The sequence below is a fragment of the Acidovorax temperans genome (assembly GCF_028596105.1).
Lineage (GTDB): Bacteria > Pseudomonadota > Gammaproteobacteria > Burkholderiales > Burkholderiaceae_C > Acidovorax > Acidovorax temperans.
Window position 1 is genome coordinate 1,997,330 of record NZ_CP117193.1, and the last position, 17,406, is coordinate 2,014,735.

The following is a 17,406-nucleotide window of genomic DNA, read 5'->3' on the forward strand; positions in this document are numbered from 1 at the left end:
CCCCGCCAAGCCCGCCCTACAACCGGTGCACCGCCCCCATGTCGGGCCGCTGCAGCCACTGGGCCAGCTCATCAGCCAATTGCTGTGCTGCCCCTGTGGCGGCCAGCCAGGCCTTGCTGCGCGCAGCGGTGTCGGGCCCGTAGTGGGTGAAATCCTGGCGGTCGGGCAGCTTGGCGTTGGGCAAAGTCTTCACCCATTGCGGGTCAGGCGACAGCACCACCATCGAGTCGAGCGCAGGGGTGGCTTTGTGGCGCCAGCGCAGCGCCTTGTCCAGCCAGCCCGGAACCACTTGGTGCTGAAAGTGCGGGTACAGCACCAGGCCTGCGCCCTGCGATGCTTCAGATCCGCCCACGGTAGATTGAGAGTCAAATCGACCTGTAGCGCTTTCTGAATAAGCGCCAGCAGCTATTTTATTGATAGCAACCTGCGGCTGATGGTAGGCCAGATGCATGTGGTAGTCGGTCAGCCCGCCATCCCAGTAGGCGCCTGGGGGCGCGCCCTCAATGTGGTGCACCGCCTGCAACACGAACGGAATGGAGCAGCTCGCCTGCAAGGCATCCATGAAGTTGGCAGGCGTGAGGCGCACCTGCCGGGTGCGAAAGTCGTGCGTGCCGAATGGCAGCGGTGCGGGCAGCGGTGCGCCCGCAGGCCTACCCCCCAAGGGCGAGGAAAACACCACCCGCTCCAGCCAGGCGCCCAGTGCCTTGCGGTGCACGGTGTTGCTGAAAAATGCGCCCAGGTAGCCCAGCGGCGTAGCCACCGGGTGCTCCCGTCCCAGCACATGGCGGCCACGCGCTGCAATCACATGCAGGTGGTAGCGGGGGTGCTGCAGCACCTCGTCCACCCGCCCGGCATAAAAGCTTTGCAGGTTTTGCCCAAACTGCTCGCTCACCTGCGATGCAGGGGGGCGCTTTTTGCCCGGCGGCACCTCGTAGTGCTGGCGCACGTAGGCGTCTTCCAGGCGCTGCAGGGCAGCCACCGGGTCATTGAGACAAGCGGTGGCCATGCGCCACGCGCCAATCGACGCACCCACCAGATGCACCGGCTGGGCAGATTGCGGCAACCACTGGCCAAACAAAAACCGGTCAAGCGGCCCCAGGATGAGCCCCTTGGGCCCGCCGGCTGCGGCGGGCACCACCCCGACATCAGACGGCTGCAGGCCGCGCTGGGCCAGGTGTTGGTAGGCCAGTGGCCCGGCGTGGATTCGCAGTGCTTTCATCGCGCCGATTGTCGCAGCGCAGCAGCCCGCACGCGGCGGGCACCAGCGTCAGACCAGATAGTCTGCGGCGTCGGGGCGCACCGTCCAGTCGATGGGGTCTTGCTGCAGCACCATGTCAATGTCCAGGCCCAGCATCAAGCCGATCTCGCCCGGAAAAGACACTGCCAGTTCGCGTTCAGACAGCCCTGCCTCGCGGCCCCGCACGCGCCAGGCCGCCAGGTGGATCACTCCAGCCAGTGGCTCGTAGGCCGTGTTATCAAAAGGCGCGGCCTGGTACTGCAAGGCATCCACCACCACCTGGGGCAGCAGCCAGCGCTGAGCCAGCGCCGCAGAAACATGGCTGTAGCTGTAGCCCAGGATGCGTTGCTCGATCTTGCCCCGGCGCATGTCCAGCGGTAGCACCAAGGTGTTCATCGACTGCGCCTTTTGCGGGTTGCCCAGGTGAATGAGCAATTCGCCCAAACCATGCAGCAAGCCAGCGGTGTAAGCGGCCGTGGGGTTCTGGAACACCACACCGGCCAGTGAACGGGCCAGTTTGGCGGTGTGCAGGCTGTAGCGCCAGAACTGCTGCAGGTTGATACCCTGCACCGCACGCGCCGCCGTGCCCAGCGTGGCAGACGACACCAGTGTTTGCAGCGGGGCGCTACCCAGCAGCACCAGGGCTTCAGAAATGCCCGCCACCTGGCGGGTCAGCTGGTGCGCGGGTGCGTTGGCCAGCTCCAGCAGGCGGGCGGCGAGCACCGGGTCTGAACCAAAAAGCAGATTCAGCCGACGCAAACTGGGCTCGCGCTGCGCCAGCTCGTTCATCAGCAACGCCACCGTGCGCGGCAGGCTTGGCAGCGCCACGGGTTGGCCTAGCAGTGCGTTCAGCTCCATGGTTCAGGGGGCGCGTCGGTGGTGGTTGCGGCGATTATGGCCGCGCCACCCCGGCAGCGGTGAGCGAAACGCCCGCCGCGCCTTCAGCGCCCCTTGGCCTGTTGCAATTTGGCAAACGCCGAGGCCATGGCCGATGGCTGCGCGGGCTCTGGCGCCCGGCGCTGGGGCTGCTGGTAGCCGCGCCCTGCACCTTCAAAGCGGTTGTCGCGCTGGCCGCGGTCGCCCGACTGGCGGGGGGCGGCATCGAGCTTCATCGACAGGCCGATGCGCTTGCGCTCCACATCCACTTCCATGACCTTGACGCGGACGATGTCGCCGGTCTTGACCACTTCACGGGCGTCGTTCACAAACTTGTGCGCGAGCTGGCTCACGTGGACCAGGCCATCCTGGTGCACACCCAGGTCCACAAACGCGCCAAACTGGGCCACGTTGCTCACGGTACCTTCCAGAATCATCCCTTCCTTCAGGTCCTTGATGTCTTCCACGCCGTCGTTGAAGCGGGCCACCTTGAAGTCGGGGCGCGGGTCGCGGCCGGGCTTTTCCAGCTCGCCCAGAATGTCCTTGACGGTGATGACGCCAAACCTCTCATTGGCGAACAGCTCGGGCTTCAGGGTCTTGAGCATGTCAGCCCGGCCCATCAGCTCGGCCACGGGCTTGCCCGTCTTTTCCATGATCTGCTCGACCACGGGGTAGGTTTCGGGGTGCACGCCGGTCATGTCGAGCGGGTTGTCACCCCCACGAATGCGCAGAAAGCCCGCGCTCTGCTCAAAAGTTTTGGCGCCCAGGCCAGCCACGTCCATGAGCTGCTTGCGGTTTTTGAACGCGCCATTGGCCTCGCGCCAGCGCACCACGGCCTTGGCCACACTGGCCGACAGGCCCGACACACGGCTGAGCAGCGGCACGCTTGCCGTGTTCAGGTCCACGCCCACCGAGTTCACGCAGTCTTCCACCACGGTGCCCAGGGTGCGGGCCAGCTCGCTCTGGTTCACATCGTGTTGGTACTGGCCCACGCCAATGCTCTTGGGGTCGATCTTCACCAGCTCGGCCAGCGGATCCTGCAGGCGGCGGGCGATGGAGGCCGCGCCGCGCAGGCTCACGTCCACATCGGGCATCTCTTGAGAAGCGTATTCGCTGGCGGAATAGACCGAGGCGCCCGCCTCGCTCACCACCACCTTCTCGATGGCGCGGTCGGCCTTGGCGGCCATCTTGATCAGGTCGGCGGCCAGCTTGTCGGTTTCGCGGCTGGCCGTGCCGTTGCCAATGGCGATCAGGTTCACGCCGTGCTTTTCGCACAGCTTGGCCAGCGTGAACAGCGAGCCATCCCAGTCGCGTTTGGGCTCGTGCGGGTACACCGTGGCGGTGTCCACCAGCTTGCCGGTGGCATCCACCACCGCCACTTTCACGCCGGTGCGAATCCCGGGGTCCAGCCCCATCACCACACGCGGGCCTGCGGGTGCAGCCAGCAGCAGGTCGCGCAGGTTGTCGGCAAACACCTTGATGGCCACTTTTTCAGCCTCGTCGCGCAGGCGGGTGAACAGGTCGCGCTCGGTCGAGAGGCTCAGCTTCACGCGCCAGGTCCAGGCCACGCACTTGCGGATCAGGTCATCGGCCTTGCGGCCCTGGTGGCTCCAGCCCAGGTGCAGCGCAATCTTGCCTTCAGCCAGGCTGGGCTTGCCGGGCTCTGGCTCCACCGGTTGCACCAGCTTGGCTTCCAGAATCTCCAGACCACGACCGCGGAACACGGCCAGCGCCCGGTGCGAAGGCACGCGGCCAATGGGCTCGTCGTATTCAAAATAGTCACGGAATTTCGAGACTTCAGGGTCGTTCTCGTTCTTGCCCTCCACCTTTTTGGAGCGCAGCAGGCCTTCGGCCCACAGCCACTCGCGCAGGTTTTGCACCAGGGCGGCGTCTTCGGCCCAGCGCTCGCTCAAGATGTCGCGCACGCCGTCGAGCACGGCAGGCACGGTCGAGAAATCGGCGCCGGTCTTGCCGTCGTCCAGCACTTCAGGCGGCCGGATGAAGGCCATTGCTTCTGCGGCGGGGTCGAGCGTGGGGTCGGCAAACAGCTTGTCGGCCAGCGGCTCAATACCGAATTCGCGGGCCATCTGGCCCTTGGTGCGCCGCTTTTGCTTGAAGGGCAGGTAGATGTCTTCCAGCTCCTGCTTGGTGGGCGCGGCAGCAATGGCGGCGCGCAGGGCATCGGTCAGCTTGCCTTGTTCATCAATGCTCTTGAGCACGGCGGCGCGGCGCTCGTCCAGTTCGCGCAGGTACGACAGGCGGGCTTCCAGCTCGCGCAACTGGATATCGTCCAGGCCGCCAGTCACTTCCTTGCGGTAACGCGCAATGAAGGGCACCGTGGCACCACCGTCCAGCAACTCGACGGCAGCGCGTACCTGCTGCTCCCCTACTTTGATTTCTGCGGCCAGTTGCCGAATGATCTGCTGCATGTGTGGGCAAACTCTCTGATACTCAAACGAACAAAACGCGAAGCGCGGGAGTTTGCCACAGGCCTGAGCGGGGCTAAGAGCCTGTTTACGATCTCGCAGGGGATCGCGTTGGAGCGCAATCGGAATGAGTGGATGCTTCGTATGCGCCGCATGGGCTACTGCCCATGCAAGCAGCCGGAGCATTCAATCACCCGATTTCGCTCCAACCCTTCGGGCAGTGGGCCTGGCGAGTGGTCTGCGGCGTTGCGGCGCTTGCCAATAGCCACGCTATTGGCGGCGCCCCGCGCCCTGCATACCAGCCCGCCAAGACCGCTGCGCGACCCCTGAGAGATCGTAAACAGGCTCTAACATCCCCACCCCTTCCCCTGTTGTTAACTGCTTTGCCCTTGCAAGACGACCTGTTTGGCGCACCGCCCGCCCCACCTGCGCCGCCGCCTGCCTCCGGCCCCGCCGATGCCGCCCCCGCCAAACGCGGCCAGGGGCTGAAAGTGCGCCCGGCACCGCAGGATGATGCGCTGCATGCCTTGGCCCAGGCGCTGCCGCCGCAGCTGCGCATGGGCACGTCGTCATGGACTTACCCAGCCTGGAATGGCCTGGTGTGGGATGCGGTATACGAGGCGCCGCAGCTGTCCAAGCAAGGCTTGGCGGCCTACGCCGCCCACCCCTTGCTGCGCACGGTGAGCCTGGACCGCAACTTTTACCGGCCGCTCACCGTCAGCCAATACCAGCGCTACGCCGAGCAGGTGCCCGAGGACTTCCGCTTTGTGGTCAAAGCCCCCAGCCTGGTGACAGACGCGCTGGTGCGCACCGAAGACGGCCGGGGCCGCGAGCCCAACCCCGCGTTTCTGAACCCCGAACTGGCGCTGCGCGAATTTGTAGAGCCTGCACTGGAAGGCCTGGGCAGCAAAGTCGGCGCACTGGTGTTCCAGATCAGCCCCTTGCCGATGGCGCTGCTGGACCGCATGCCGCAGGTGCTGGAGAAGCTGCGCACGCTGCTGCAGGCCCTGCCAGCCCTGGCCAGCCGGGCACCTGATGGGGTGATTGCCGTGGAGGTGCGTAACCCAGAGTGGCTCACCCCCGAATTTGCCGCCGTGCTGCGCAACGCCGGCGCCACCTACTGCCTGGGTCTGCATCCCAAGCTGCCACCACTGGCAGACCAATTGCCGCTGCTGCGGGCGCTGTGGCCCACGCCCCTGGTGTGCCGCTGGAACTTGAACGAAGTGCACGGCCCCTACGGCCACGAAGACGCGGAAAAGCGCTACGCCCCCTACGACCGGCTGCACGACCTGGACCCCGCCACACACGAAGCCCTGGCCAGGGTGATCGTCGGCATCACCGGCAGGGGCCAGAACGCCTACATCACCATCAGCAACCATGCCGAGGGCTGCGCCCCCTTGACCGTGCAGCGGCTGGCGCAGCATGTGCGAGCACTGCACACATCAGCTGGCCCAGGCCCTGGCACGGCTACCGCATAAGAGCTTTTTTGGCCTCTAGCGCTTACCTATCAAGCGCTAGCAGCTATTAACTTAATAGCAAAAGCATTGACACTCAGCGCCCCAGTTGCAGCGCCTGCCCTGGCTCCTGCCCCAGCTTGAACTGGGCCACGGCCTCCACCATCTGCTCGGCCTGGGTGCGCAGGCTGCTGGCGGCGGCCGCCATTTCTTCCACCAGGGCCGCGTTTTGCTGGGTGGCCTGATCGAGTTGCGTGACCGCCTGCCCCACCTGGCCCACCCCGGCGCTTTGCTCGCCCGTGGCGGCGCTGATTTCCGAGACGATGTCGGCCACGCGCTGGATGGCGCTGACCACCTCGCCCATGGTGGTGCCCGCCTTGTCGGCCAGCACCGAGCCCTCTTGCACCATGGCGCTGCTGGCGCCGATCAGCTCTTTGATGGCCTTGGCCCCGGTTGCCGTGCGCTGCGCCAGGTTGCGCACCTCGCTGGCCACCACGGCAAAGCCTCGGCCTTGCTCGCCCGCGCGGGCGGCTTCCACGGCGGCGTTCAAGGCCAGGATATTGGTCTGAAACGCGATGCCGTCGATCACGCCAATGATGTCGGCAATCTTCTGGCTGCTGCCATTGATGTTGTGCATGGTGCTGACCACCTGCGCCACCACGTCGCCACCTTGCGCGGCCACCTGGCTGGCGCTGGCCGCCAGGCGGCTGGCTTGCGAGGCGTTGTCGGCATTGTGGCGAATGGTGGAGCCCAGCTCCTCCATGCTGGCGGCCGTTTCCTCCAGCGAGCTGGCCTGGGTTTCGGTGCGGGCTGAGAGGTCGTGGTTGCCCTGGGCAATTTCATAACTGGCGGAAGACACGCTCTCGGCACTGCGGCGCACCGTGCCCAGGCTTTGCGCCAGGCGCTGGCGAAAGCCTTCCATGGCCTGGCCCAGGGCGCCAATCTCGTCGTTGGATCGAATGTCCACCGACCGCGTCAAGTCGCCTTGGGACAGAAGCCCCAGCGCAGCGCTGAGCTGCTGCACCGGCTTGCCCACCAGTCGGCGCGTGGCATAGACCAGCACCACCGTCAGGATGACCAGCGCGGCGAGCACACCCACCCACAGCCAGATCAGGACGGAGCGGGCGCTCATCATCATTTCAGACAGGGGCGCCTCGGCCACGATCACCCAGTTCCAGGGCTTGTAGCGTTCGGTGGCCACAAACTGGCGCTGCTGCGCGCCAGCGCCCAGGCGGGGCGACCAGGCCACCTCAAACTCGCCGGTCTGGTCTTTCTCGGTCAGCTTGGCCAGCCAGGCTTTACCGTCTTCGGTTTTTTCATCCACCACCAAGGCATTGGCCAGGCCCGATGTGCGACCCCGCGCAGGGCCGGTGGACACGTTTACCGCATACACCGCCCCGGTTTCAAACAGCTTTTGCGAACCCATGACCTGGGCCAGCTTGCCCAGGATGGCGCCCATGTCGGTGCCGATGAACAAAATGCCAATGGTGCGGTTGCCCTCGCGGATGGGCTCGTACACCGTCATGTATTCCTTGCCAAACAGGCTGGCGCGGCCAATGTAGGTCTTGCCCTCCTGCATCAGCGGATAGGCTGGGTGGTTGCGGTCCAGCAGGGTTTTGTAGGCGCGCTCACCATCCTGCTTTTTGAGGGATGTGGTCACGCGAATGAAGTCATCACCCGTGCGCGCAAAAATGGTGGCAATGGCGCCTGCACTGTCTTTGGTGAAGCGATCCACCCCCTCAAAGTTGCCGTTCAGGGGCGCCCCCTGAAAACTCAGCACGGCTTCGGGCTTGCCGTCTGCACCGGGCTGCTCTTGCACGCTGAAGTCACCCGCAAAGCGCGACTTGAACAGCACAAAGTCCCGCTTGGCTTGCTCTTGAGCGGTTTCATCAAAGCTCTGCACCAGGGTACGCATCTGGGTCACATATTGGTGGGCATCGTGGCGCGACACCGCACCAAAGTCCCGCCAGATAAACAGACTCACCAGGGTCATGGTGGTGAGCAAAACCAACAACAGGCTCACCAGCGCTGCCAGGGAAAGCTTGAAAGCGACGGAGCGCTGAGATACGTTAGACATGACCATCCTTGATGAATATGTTTTTATCAAATTTATTACCAAATTCATCAATTAGCAATAACTTATTACACCAAGATTCAAGAAAATGACTTGATCGTACTCAAAAAGATCGAGAGGTTATATTTTTTACAAAAAAAACAATTGGTAGTAACCCAACAATTCACAATGATTAACAACCCGTACTCAGCCCTCAGCACACAGGCAGCGGGTGAGTCCCAGTGCTATGCTTTTTGGGCTTCCCTGCTCGTCCCTCCCCCGGCACCCTTAACGCTTTGAGCCCCCCTCGCCCCACCGAAACACCCCTGCCCATGCGCAATGGCGTGAGCCCCAGTTGCGTGGTGCTGCCCGCACACCATGCAGCCCCATTGCTCGACAGGCTGGCTACCCACCTGCCCGTAGTGGGCCGCGATGAATGGCTGGCGCGCATGCTGGCGGGTGATGTGGTGGATGCGCTGGGCCTGCCTGTGCACCCCGAGCAGGTGGTCAAAGGCAGCGTGCGCCTGTTCTATTACCGCCACTTGCCGAACGAGCCCGAGCTGCCCTTTGAACACCAGGTGCTGTACCAGGACGAGCACCTGCTGGTGGCCGACAAGCCGCATTTCATGCCCGTCACGCCCACGGGGCGCTATGTGCAGCAGTCGCTCTTGGTGCGGCTGAAGCGGCAACTGGGCCTGCCGGATCTATCGCCCCTGCACCGCATCGACCGTGACACAGCGGGGCTGGTGCTGTTCTCGGTGCAGCCGCGCACGCGGGGCGCGTACCAGGCCTTGTTCAGAGAGCGCAGCATGGCCAAGACCTACGACGCCGTGGCGCCCTGGAATGCCGACATCACCTTTCCGCGTGAACACCGCAGCCGCATGGAGGAATCCCCCCAGTTCTTTCGCATGCAAGAGGTGCCCGGCGAGCCCAACAGCCACACGCGCATGGCCGTGCAGGCCGTGCAAGGCCCCTGGGCGCTGTACCGGCTGGAGCCCATCAGCGGCAAACGCCACCAGCTGCGCGTGCACATGGCCGCGCTGGGCCTGCCGCTGCGCAACGACCCGTTCTACCCCGAGGTGAACGACCCGCCCGAAGGCGACTACTCGCGCCCTTTGCAGCTGCTGGCCCGGTCGCTGCGCTTTACCGACCCGCTGACCGGGCTGGAGCGCCACTTTGAAAGCCGACTGCGCCTGCAGTGGCCAGTGGCCGACGCCACCACCACGCCAGTGGCGGCATAGACCTACAATCCAACCCGCCCACGGTGCGCCTTTGTCACCGTTGGAAGCTAGGGGTGTCTGCAGCGCAAGCCGCAGGCTGAGAGAGTCCCTTTGAACCTGATTGCGCCCCAGTCACCAAGACCGGGGCCCGAGATCATCCTCGCGCAGGGAAGCCGTCACGCCACAGCCATGCCTGCACCGGGCAGCGCCAGGGCGGGCGTCGCTCCCTTGCGCTGTTGTTATCTGATTGAACAGACTGCTGCGGAGCTTTTGCATGACGTCATCCCACCACCCTGCCCCATCGGCAGTCAACGAGGCCCTGGTGCCCGTGTCTGCCGAGCGCCGCGTCTTCCAGTGGCACGACCACGCCTCGCTGTGGTTCAGCCTGGGCGTGGGCCTGCTGGTGATGCAGGTTGGCGCCTACCTGATGCCAGCCCTGGGCACCCAGGAGGCCTTGTGGGCGATTGTGGCGGGCTCGCTGCTGGGCGCCGGGCTGCTGGGCTGGGTCGCCAAGTTGGGATGCGACAGCGGCCTGGCCAGCGCGGGGCTGATGCACGCGGTGTATGGCCGGGGCTTTGCCAGCCTGCCCATCGTGCTGAACATCGTGCAACTGGTGGGCTGGGGCACGTTTGAGCTGGTGGTGATGCGCGACGCCACCGTGGCGATTGGGCAGCAGTCAGGCAGCCTGCAAGGGGCCCAGTGGCCCGTGCTGGCCACGCTTCTGTGGGGCGGTGTGGTGATGCTGCTCATCAGCGGGTCGATGGTGCAACTGGTGCGCAAGCTGATCGCCCGCGTGGCACTGCCCCTGGTGGTGCTGTCGCTGCTGTGGCTGAGCTGGCAGTTTGTGTCGCTGGCACAAGCCCAAGGCTTGAGTGCGCTGTGGAACCGGCAGGGCGCTGGCGGCATGGGCGTGCTGCCCGCGCTGGACCTGGTCATCGCCATGCCCATTTCGTGGCTGCCGCTGGTGGCCGACTACGCCCGCCACGGCAAAAGCGGCGGCGCTGCGCTGCGCGGCACCTGGCTGGGCTATGCGCTGGCCAACATGTGGTGCTATAGCCTGGGCGTGCTGGTGGCGTTGACGTTGCCTTCCACTGACCTGGTGCAAGCGCTGCTGCTGGCGCAGGGCGGACTCATTGCGCTGTCGCTGATCCTGATCGACGAGGTGGACAACGCCTACGGCGATGCATATTCGGGCGCCGTATCGGCCCACAGCCTGCTGCCGCGCTGGAGCATTCGCCGCTGGGGCCTTTCGGTAGCCGCCCTGTGCACGGGCCTGGCCCTGGTGCTGCCCATGCACAGCCTGGAGCCGTTCCTGCTGCTGCTCAGCTCGGTGTTCGTGCCGTTGTTCGGCGTCATCCTGGGCCGCCTGGCCTTTGGCACCCACGCCCCCACGCTGCTGGCGCAGGCCCGGGTGGTGAACGCCTTGCCCGTCGCCCTGTGGCTGGCGGGCATTGCGGTGTACCACCTGACGCCCAAGGTGTTGCCGGGGGCTGGATCGGCCTTGCCCGCACTGGCATTCAGCTTTGCGCTGGCCTGGGCCACCCGGCCCAAGGCGCGGTGATTGCTATCAAAATATGAGCTGCCAGCGCTTTATCCATAAGCGCTAGCGGCCAAACTCATTAAGAACCGGCAAGCACCCGCTGCGCCACCGGCGCGTAGCCATGGTTCAGCGGCCCATGGCCGCGCCCCGTGGTCACATCGGCCCCGGCGGCAATCGCACCCAGGATGTAGCTGCGGGCTTGCTCCACCGCCTGCTGCAGCGGCAGCCCCAGCGCCAAGTGGGCCGCGATGGCCGACGACAGCGTGCACCCGGTGCCATGCCCGTTGTGCGTGGCAATGCGCGGCGACTGAAGCTTGTACGCTTTCGGCGCACCGGGCATAGACAGCACATCCACCACCCAATCGCCGGGCAAATGCCCGCCTTTGAGCAACACCGCCTGCGCGCCCAGCGCACGCAGGTCTTGCGCGGCGGCTTCCAGCGCATCGGCGTCTTGCAGGCTGCGGCCCAGCAGCCAGCCCGCTTCGTCCAGGTTGGGCGTGATCACCTCGGCCAGCGGGAACAGCTCACTCACCAGCACGCCCACGGTCTCCTGCGCAATCAGGCGGTCGCCACTGGTGGCCACCATCACCGGGTCCAGCACCACATGGGGCAACTGGTAGGCGCGAATGGCATCGGCCACCACGCGCACCACGTCGGGCGAATGCAGCATGCCGATCTTGACCGCATCCACGCCAATGTCTTGAACCACAGCGTCGATCTGGGCCTTGAGATTGTCGGGTGGCACGCCATGGATACCCGTGACGCCGCAGGTGTTTTGCGCCGTGATGGCGGTGATGGCCGTCATGCCGTAGCAGCCCAGCGCGCTGAAGGTTTTGAGATCGGCCTGGATGCCTGCGCCGCCGCCGCTGTCTGAGCCGGCAATCGACAACACGCGTGCGTAACGGGATGACACGCGTGCGTCACTGGGCAACACGCGTGCGTGTGGACGGCCCGCGTGGAGCCCTGTAGAAGAGGAAGTCATGGCAAAAATTATGGCCTATGCGCCAGGTCAAGCCGCACCAAAAGGGGATGTGCTGTAATTGTTTTTTCCGGACGAAACAGGGGTGTCCCGCCGCTTCAACGGTGTGTGACTGAGAAATACCCTGGGGCCCGCAGCCACGCTGCACTGCGCCCCGCTACCCGATCCAGGTCATGCTGGCGTGGGGAGTTTCCACCAACGGCGCTGCGCCCTCCGTTTTGTCCACTGTTGCCTTTCTACAGACGGACGCCAGACGGACCCCTATGTCACTTTCCCCTTCATCCTTCGCAATTCTGGGCGCCGGCCTCATGGGCCGCCTGCTCGCCGTAGAACTGGCACGCCAGGGCCACCGGGTTGAGATTTACGACGCAGGCAGCCCTCAGGCGGAACAATCGGCCGCCACGGTGGCCGCTGCCATGCTGGCACCGCTGGCCGAATCCGCCATCACCGAGCCAGGCGTGGTGCGCATGGGCCACTACGCGCTGCCGCGCTGGCAGCAGTTGATTGCGTCGCTGACCGAACCGGTGTTCTTTCAGCAAGCGGGCACCTTGATCGTCTGGCACCGCCAAGACGCTGCAGAAGCCCAACGCTTTACGCGCGTGCTGGAAGCCAACCAGCAAACCACCCCGGAACTGCCGCCACTGCAAAAGCTGGACAGTGCTGCTCTGGCACAAGCAGAGCCCACGCTGGCAGAGCGCTTCAACCACGGCCTGTATCTGCCGGGCGAAGGCCAGCTGGACAACCGCCAGTTGCTGACCAGCCTGCTCGCTGAAATGACACGGCTGGGTGTGCAGATGCACTGGAATGCACCGCGCACGCCCGAGGCCTTTGCACCGGGCACGCCAGGGCAACCCGACTGGGTGCTGGACTGCCGAGGCCTGGGCGCCCGCCAGGACTGGAAGGACCTGCGCGGCGTGCGAGGCGAGGTGGTGCGCCTGTACGCGCCCGACGTCACCCTGCAGCGCCCCACCCGCCTCGTGCACCCCCGCTACCCCATCTACCTGGCGCCCAAACAAGACCATGTGTTTGTGATTGGCGCCACCGAGATCGAGTCCGACGACCTGTCGCCAGCCAGCGTGCGATCGACGCTGGAGCTGCTGAGCGCAGCGTATGCCGTGCACCCTGGCTTTGCCGAGGCGCGCATTCTCGAAATTCGTACCCAGTGCCGCCCCACCCTGCCCGACAACCTGCCCGCCATTCGCCAGCCCCAGCCGCGTGTGCTGGAGGTCAATGGCATGTACCGGCACGGCTTCATGATTTCGCCGGCAATGCTGGACGTCACCCTGGAAATTCTGAACACAGGACAATCGCAGCTTTCAAAACGATTTGATCTGCGGCTTGAACTGCTGGGGCAACCGGCCCCCGCCGTTCAGGCAGCCAGCGCATTGGCATGAAGATTTTCATCAACAACCATCCTTACGAACTGCCGGAAGGCGCCAGTGTGACCGATGCCGTGGCCGCCATCCAGGCCCGGCCGCCCTTCGCTGTCGCTGTCAACACCAGCTTTGTGCCCAACACGCGCTACGCAGCACACACTTTGCAGCCGGGCGACCGCGTAGAAATCATCTCCCCCGTGACGGGCGGCTGACGCCCCATCAACCCATGACCGCTCTTACCTCTCCAGATTCGCTGGTCCTTTACGGCCACACCTTCGCCAGCCGCCTGCTGCTGGGCACCTCCCGGTACCCCTCGCCTGCTGTGCTTGAGGCCGCCGTCGAACGCGCCCAGCCCGCCATGGTCACCGCCTCGCTGCGCCGCCAGGGCAGCAACCCAGCCGAAAGCGGCGCCAGTTTCTGGGAGCTGCTGCGCAAGCTCAATGTGCCCGTGCTGCCCAACACCGCGGGCTGCCACAGCGCCCAGGAAGCCATCACCACCGCCCAGATGGCGCGCGAGGTGTTCAACACCCCGTGGATCAAGCTGGAACTGATCGGCGACGACTACACCCTGCAGCCCGACACGCTGAACCTGGTGAGCACAGCCGAGCACCTCATCAAGGAAGGCTTTCAGGTGCTGCCCTACTGCACCGAAGACCTGGTGCTGTGCCAACGCCTGGTCGATGTCGGCTGCCAGGCCGTCATGCCCTGGGCTGCGCCCATTGGCACCGGTCGCGGCCCTGTGAACCCCTACGCGCTGCAAACCCTGCGTGAGCGGCTGAGCGTGCCACTGCTGGTGGATGCAGGCCTGGGCCTGCCATCGCACGCTTGCCAGGTCATGGAGTGGGGCTACGACGGCGTGCTGCTGAACACGGCCGTGGCCCTGGCGCAAGACCCTGTGGCCATGGCCGGTGCTTTCGCCGATGCGGTGCAGGCTGGCCGCGCCGCCTACCGCGCAGGCGCGATGACCGCACAAGACTCCGCCCAGCCGAGCACCCCAGTGCTGGGCACACCCTTCTGGCACCACGACCAACATGCTTGATGCCACCACGGCCGCCATGGCCCAATCCATCCAGAACCTGCACGCAGCAACGTTTTCGGGCTTTGAACCGCTACAGCCCCCAGCGCCCACAAGCAACGACCCTGTCTACCTGGCCGCTTTGCACGCCTGCAGCCAGCTAGGCTTCATCGCCCACGACGCAGAGTGCCTGGCCCGTGCCTGGCTTGCTCAATCCACGCGCACCGGTCAGTTCGACGCAGCACTCTGGCCCAGTGATCCACGCGACTTCGGCTTGCAAACTACACCACGGGCCAGTGCCTTTGTCACCTGCCCCCAGACACTCGGCTTGTATGCCGTGTTGCCCGATGCCGACTGGGTGGGCCGCATGGCGCGTGCGGGCGTGCCCACGGTACAGCTGCGCTACAAGTCGGATGACGCTGTAGCGATTGCCCAGGAAGTGCGCAAAGCCGTGGCTGCAGTCGCGGGCACCCCCGCCCTGCTGTTCATCAACGACCACTGGCGGGAAGCCATTGCCGCCGGGGCCTACGGTGTGCACCTGGGGCAGGAAGACCTGGATGCGCTCACCCCCGAAGAACTGCAGACCCTGCGCGATTCAGGCCTGCGGCTGGGCGTCAGCACCCATGGGTATGCCGAGATGGTGCGCGCCGATGCGGTGGGCCCCAGCTACATCGCCATGGGCGCCGTGTTCCCCACGACGCTGAAAAAAATGGCGACGGCTCCGCAAGGGCTGGGGCGGCTGGCGGCTTATGCCAAGCTCATGAAGAGCTACCCCCAAGTTGCCATCGGCGGGATAGGGCAAGAACAATTTGCCGAGGTATTGGCCACCGGGGTCGGCTCCATCGCGGTAGTGCGCGCCCTGGTCAATGCCGACCAGCCTGAAAAAGCTGCAGCGAGCCTGATGGCGGCAATGCAAGGTTGAGTGATCTGCAGGCGAAGTTGTTGATGTTTCCGCCTGCGTCACTGCAAGGCTACTGCTGCGGCATCGGAAAGCTGGGTTGCGCAACCCCTCCAACAACCCGCTCAGGGCTTCTTATCGGTAGGCTTGAGCGGCTCCAGCTCCAAGCTCAACTCCATCAGATCGTTGGAAGACCCGAACCCAATCGGTGTGCCAGGGGCTGGAGGCGGCGTTACCGGAACAGCTGGCAAATCACTGATGGTGATGGGGACGGGCTCGGACAAATCGATGTCCAGCGTGACGGACGATTGGTACTTTGTACCTGCCGAACCGACAGCAGAAGCTGATGCAGGAGGCTGCGCTACCGGCTTGGACTCCTGAGGAGCCAACTTGCTCTCGTCCACCGCAGCTTCCGCACGCGGTGCGGGCGGCTCAAAACCAAACTCCAGGGCCGCTGCCAGCGAGTCCAGAGGGAAATCTGGCGTGCGATCCAGCGGTGTCAGTGAACTCAAGGCATGCGCGGCTGCGGCCTCAAAAGACTGTGGCTGCGGCGTGGTCCGCTTGCGCGGAGGTGGTGCGCCCCGCGCGCTAGATGGAGTCGTCTGCGCAATCGCCAACAGCAACAGCAAATCATCAAAAGCTGCCAGGTCGAAAGGCGCCTTGCGCGTGTCACCGGGCCGGTAGAACATATGCTTCTCCAGCACATGTAGCACGTTGGGAGAGCTCCACTCGGCCTCGATTTCAGCCAGCGCGTCCAGGTACTGATCCAGCGGCTTACCTAGGCGGTCAAACGCCGAGAACTCCGGCACATGCGCATTGAAATGGCGCATGAACTGCTGGCGCAGGGCGTTGAAATCTGCAGCACGGCTCAAGGTACGGTACAGGCGCAGCAAATCGAGGTACGCCACCGGTGAGGTTTCCTCGTGCTGGGCAATGTGCTGGCGCAACACCTCCACGGCCTGGTCGTGTTCACCCACGGACACGAAAAACTCTGCCTGCTGCTGAATATCGAACAGCTCTTCTGGATTGATGATGTGGTGCAGTGGTGCCTGCGCTGCTGGTGCAGCCGTGGGGACCGGTTCAAAACCAGCGTCCTCCAGCGAGACTTCACCGGGCTCGGCCGCACTTTCTGCCGCTACCGCCTGCACCACAGGCATGGGCGCAGCCCCGGGCGGGGTCGCAGCTGGCGTCAGAGGACGACCCCAGCGGTCTGTGGGCGGTGCAACCACCTCTTCCACAGGTTCCAGATCAACCACGCTTGGCTCGTCAGCCCTTCGACTGCTGACCGCCACGGCCTCACGCCATGAACGTTCGGACTTGGATGCCGCCCGGTCAGAGCGGCGCCACAACCATCCGCACAAGCCCAGAGCCACGGCCAGCGCACCTCCCAAGCCGTAGACCATCCACGAGGGAAGGCGATCAGCCTCCATCTCATGCACCTGCCTTTGCAACTCAGCGGTCGCGGCCTGGTTACGGCTCGCGCTGGCGCGAAACTGGGTCAATTCGGTTTCCAGCTTACGCAGAGCTGCTTCCTGCTGCGCCAAAGTCTGGGGATCCTGATTCAAGGCACGCCACAACGCAGCCGCTTGCTCCCGTTGGGGTGAAGTTTCTGATGCGGGGGCTTGTGGCAGTTCCGGCGTGGTGCGCAGGGCCAGCGGCATTTCAAGCCACGCATCCAAAGGCTCCATCACCAGCCGTGAGCGCGCAGGCTCCCGGGGCGCAGCCTGCTTGACTACCGATGGACGCGGGGAAACACGCGCTTCTTTGCGCGCCACAGCGGGCGCAGATGCCGCCTTGGGGGGCGCAGGGCGCGGAACGGTGGCGCTGCTACCCTGTGGAGCGGAATTTGAGACGGGCACATCCACCGCTGTCGGTGCTGTGATGCGCGATGCAGTGGTCACCGTCGCTTGCGGCCCAGGAACTGCAACGCTGCGCGGTGCCGTCTGCGGAGGGTCTGCAAAGAAAATGTAGGTACGGGCCACCCGGCCCGCACAGCCCGCTGTCAGGGTGACCTGGACGATGGGCTCGTCGATAGCGACAGAGGCTTGCACACGAACGCCGCTACGTCCGCTGGTTTCTGGCAAGGGCGTGACGAAGACCTTTGATTCGCTCAATTGCGCATCGCCCGACTTCACCGTAGCAGCAACACAAGAAGAAGCCACGTCCGAGCCAGTATCTGGCTGCACATCAAAAGTGAGGTCGAGCGAACTACCCAGGACCACAGCTCCCCTGCTTGCCCCAAGGGAAAGCGCTGAAGCACCGGCTGCGATAGCCCACAGACCGGCTCCAAGGATGTTGTTACGGAGTTTCACAATTAATTTTGTTCTTGGCT

13 protein-coding genes are annotated in these 17,406 nt (G+C 64.8%); 7 read left to right on the plus strand and 6 right to left on the minus strand.

The window, feature by feature from the left end:
* Positions 1 to 16: 16 nt before the first annotated feature.
* From PQV96_RS09565 to PQV96_RS09575, 3 genes are all read right to left on the minus strand, one after another.
* Positions 17 to 1,219 carry a patatin-like phospholipase family protein gene (locus PQV96_RS09565; RefSeq protein ID WP_207374653.1) on the minus strand — a complete coding sequence of 401 codons (1,203 nt, stop codon included), beginning with the start codon at positions 1,217 to 1,219 and terminating at the stop codon, positions 17 to 19.
* Between the two features lie 48 nt (positions 1,220 to 1,267).
* A complete protein-coding gene (locus tag PQV96_RS09570) occupies positions 1,268 to 2,095 on the minus strand; it encodes an HDOD domain-containing protein (protein ID WP_273625103.1) in 828 nt (275 codons plus the stop codon).
* 83 nt (positions 2,096 to 2,178) lie between these two features.
* On the minus strand, positions 2,179 to 4,542 hold the full coding sequence (locus PQV96_RS09575) for a Tex family protein (RefSeq protein WP_273625104.1): 2,364 nt from the start codon (positions 4,540 to 4,542) through the stop codon (positions 2,179 to 2,181).
* 386 nt (positions 4,543 to 4,928) lie between these two features.
* Here PQV96_RS09575 and PQV96_RS09580 point away from each other — a divergent pair, with 386 nt between their 5' ends.
* A complete protein-coding gene (locus tag PQV96_RS09580) occupies positions 4,929 to 6,017 on the plus strand; it encodes a DUF72 domain-containing protein (protein WP_273625242.1) in 1,089 nt (362 codons plus the stop codon).
* Between the two features lie 73 nt (positions 6,018 to 6,090).
* Here PQV96_RS09580 and PQV96_RS09585 read toward each other — a convergent pair whose 3' ends face one another.
* Entirely contained in the window at positions 6,091 to 8,070 is a 1,980-nt protein-coding gene (locus tag PQV96_RS09585; protein ID WP_273625105.1) for a methyl-accepting chemotaxis protein, read from the minus strand.
* Positions 8,071 to 8,378: 308 nt separating this feature from the next.
* On the opposite strand from PQV96_RS09585, the gene PQV96_RS09590 reads away from it, so the two are divergent.
* Both PQV96_RS09590 and PQV96_RS09595 read left to right on the plus strand, forming a co-directional pair.
* Complete coding sequence (locus tag PQV96_RS09590) at positions 8,379 to 9,287, plus strand: pseudouridine synthase (protein WP_273625243.1); 909 nt, start codon at positions 8,379 to 8,381, stop codon at positions 9,285 to 9,287.
* Between the two features lie 253 nt (positions 9,288 to 9,540).
* The gene (locus PQV96_RS09595) at positions 9,541 to 10,827 is read left to right on the plus strand and encodes a purine-cytosine permease family protein (RefSeq protein WP_273625106.1); all 1,287 of its coding nucleotides are present in this window, start codon (positions 9,541 to 9,543) and stop codon (positions 10,825 to 10,827) included.
* Between the two features lie 58 nt (positions 10,828 to 10,885).
* Here the strand turns inward: PQV96_RS09595 and thiD are convergent, their stop codons facing one another.
* Positions 10,886 to 11,788, minus strand: coding sequence for a bifunctional hydroxymethylpyrimidine kinase/phosphomethylpyrimidine kinase (gene thiD / locus PQV96_RS09600; RefSeq protein ID WP_273625107.1), 903 nt, complete (start codon positions 11,786 to 11,788; stop codon positions 10,886 to 10,888).
* A gap of 260 nt (positions 11,789 to 12,048) precedes the next feature.
* Here thiD and thiO point away from each other — a divergent pair, with 260 nt between their 5' ends.
* Genes thiO through PQV96_RS09620 form a run of 4 tightly spaced genes read left to right on the plus strand, consistent with a single transcriptional unit; the run spans position 12,049 to position 15,098 of the window.
* Positions 12,049 to 13,179 carry a glycine oxidase ThiO gene (gene thiO / locus PQV96_RS09605; protein ID WP_273625108.1) on the plus strand — a complete coding sequence of 377 codons (1,131 nt, stop codon included), beginning with the start codon at positions 12,049 to 12,051 and terminating at the stop codon, positions 13,177 to 13,179.
* A complete protein-coding gene (thiS, locus tag PQV96_RS09610; protein ID WP_273625109.1) occupies positions 13,176 to 13,373 on the plus strand; it encodes a sulfur carrier protein ThiS in 198 nt (65 codons plus the stop codon). The genes thiO and thiS overlap by 4 nt, the downstream gene beginning before the upstream one ends.
* A gap of 14 nt (positions 13,374 to 13,387) precedes the next feature.
* Positions 13,388 to 14,200, plus strand: a complete 813-nt coding sequence (locus PQV96_RS09615) for a thiazole synthase (RefSeq protein ID WP_273625110.1) — start codon at positions 13,388 to 13,390, stop codon at positions 14,198 to 14,200.
* The gene (locus PQV96_RS09620) at positions 14,193 to 15,098 is read left to right on the plus strand and encodes a thiamine phosphate synthase (protein ID WP_273625111.1); all 906 of its coding nucleotides are present in this window, start codon (positions 14,193 to 14,195) and stop codon (positions 15,096 to 15,098) included. The genes PQV96_RS09615 and PQV96_RS09620 overlap by 8 nt, the downstream gene beginning before the upstream one ends.
* Before the next feature lie 101 nt (positions 15,099 to 15,199).
* Here the strand turns inward: PQV96_RS09620 and PQV96_RS09625 are convergent, their stop codons facing one another.
* On the minus strand, positions 15,200 to 17,296 hold the full coding sequence (locus tag PQV96_RS09625) for a type IV pilus assembly protein FimV (protein ID WP_273625112.1): 2,097 nt from the start codon (positions 17,294 to 17,296) through the stop codon (positions 15,200 to 15,202).
* Positions 17,297 to 17,406: the final 110 nt, after the last annotated feature.

Excerpts from the sequence above, each read along its gene's own strand:
- PQV96_RS09565 (WP_207374653.1), bottom strand. The coding sequence starts at position 1,219 with ATGAAAGCACTGCGAATCCACGCCGGGCCACTGGCCTACCAACACCTG.
- PQV96_RS09570 (WP_273625103.1), bottom strand. The coding sequence starts at position 2,095 with ATGGAGCTGAACGCACTGCTAGGCCAACCCGTGGCGCTGCCAAGCCTG.
- PQV96_RS09575 (WP_273625104.1), bottom strand. The coding sequence starts at position 4,542 with ATGCAGCAGATCATTCGGCAACTGGCCGCAGAAATCAAAGTAGGGGAG.
- PQV96_RS09585 (WP_273625105.1), bottom strand. The coding sequence starts at position 8,070 with ATGTCTAACGTATCTCAGCGCTCCGTCGCTTTCAAGCTTTCCCTGGCA.
- PQV96_RS09590 (WP_273625243.1), top strand. The coding sequence starts at position 8,379 with ATGCGCAATGGCGTGAGCCCCAGTTGCGTGGTGCTGCCCGCACACCAT.
- PQV96_RS09595 (WP_273625106.1), top strand. The coding sequence starts at position 9,541 with ATGACGTCATCCCACCACCCTGCCCCATCGGCAGTCAACGAGGCCCTG.
- thiD (WP_273625107.1), bottom strand. The coding sequence starts at position 11,788 with ATGACTTCCTCTTCTACAGGGCTCCACGCGGGCCGTCCACACGCACGC.
- thiO (WP_273625108.1), top strand. The coding sequence starts at position 12,049 with ATGTCACTTTCCCCTTCATCCTTCGCAATTCTGGGCGCCGGCCTCATG.
- thiS (WP_273625109.1), top strand. The coding sequence starts at position 13,176 with ATGAAGATTTTCATCAACAACCATCCTTACGAACTGCCGGAAGGCGCC.
- PQV96_RS09615 (WP_273625110.1), top strand. The coding sequence starts at position 13,388 with ATGACCGCTCTTACCTCTCCAGATTCGCTGGTCCTTTACGGCCACACC.
- PQV96_RS09620 (WP_273625111.1), top strand. The coding sequence starts at position 14,193 with ATGCTTGATGCCACCACGGCCGCCATGGCCCAATCCATCCAGAACCTG.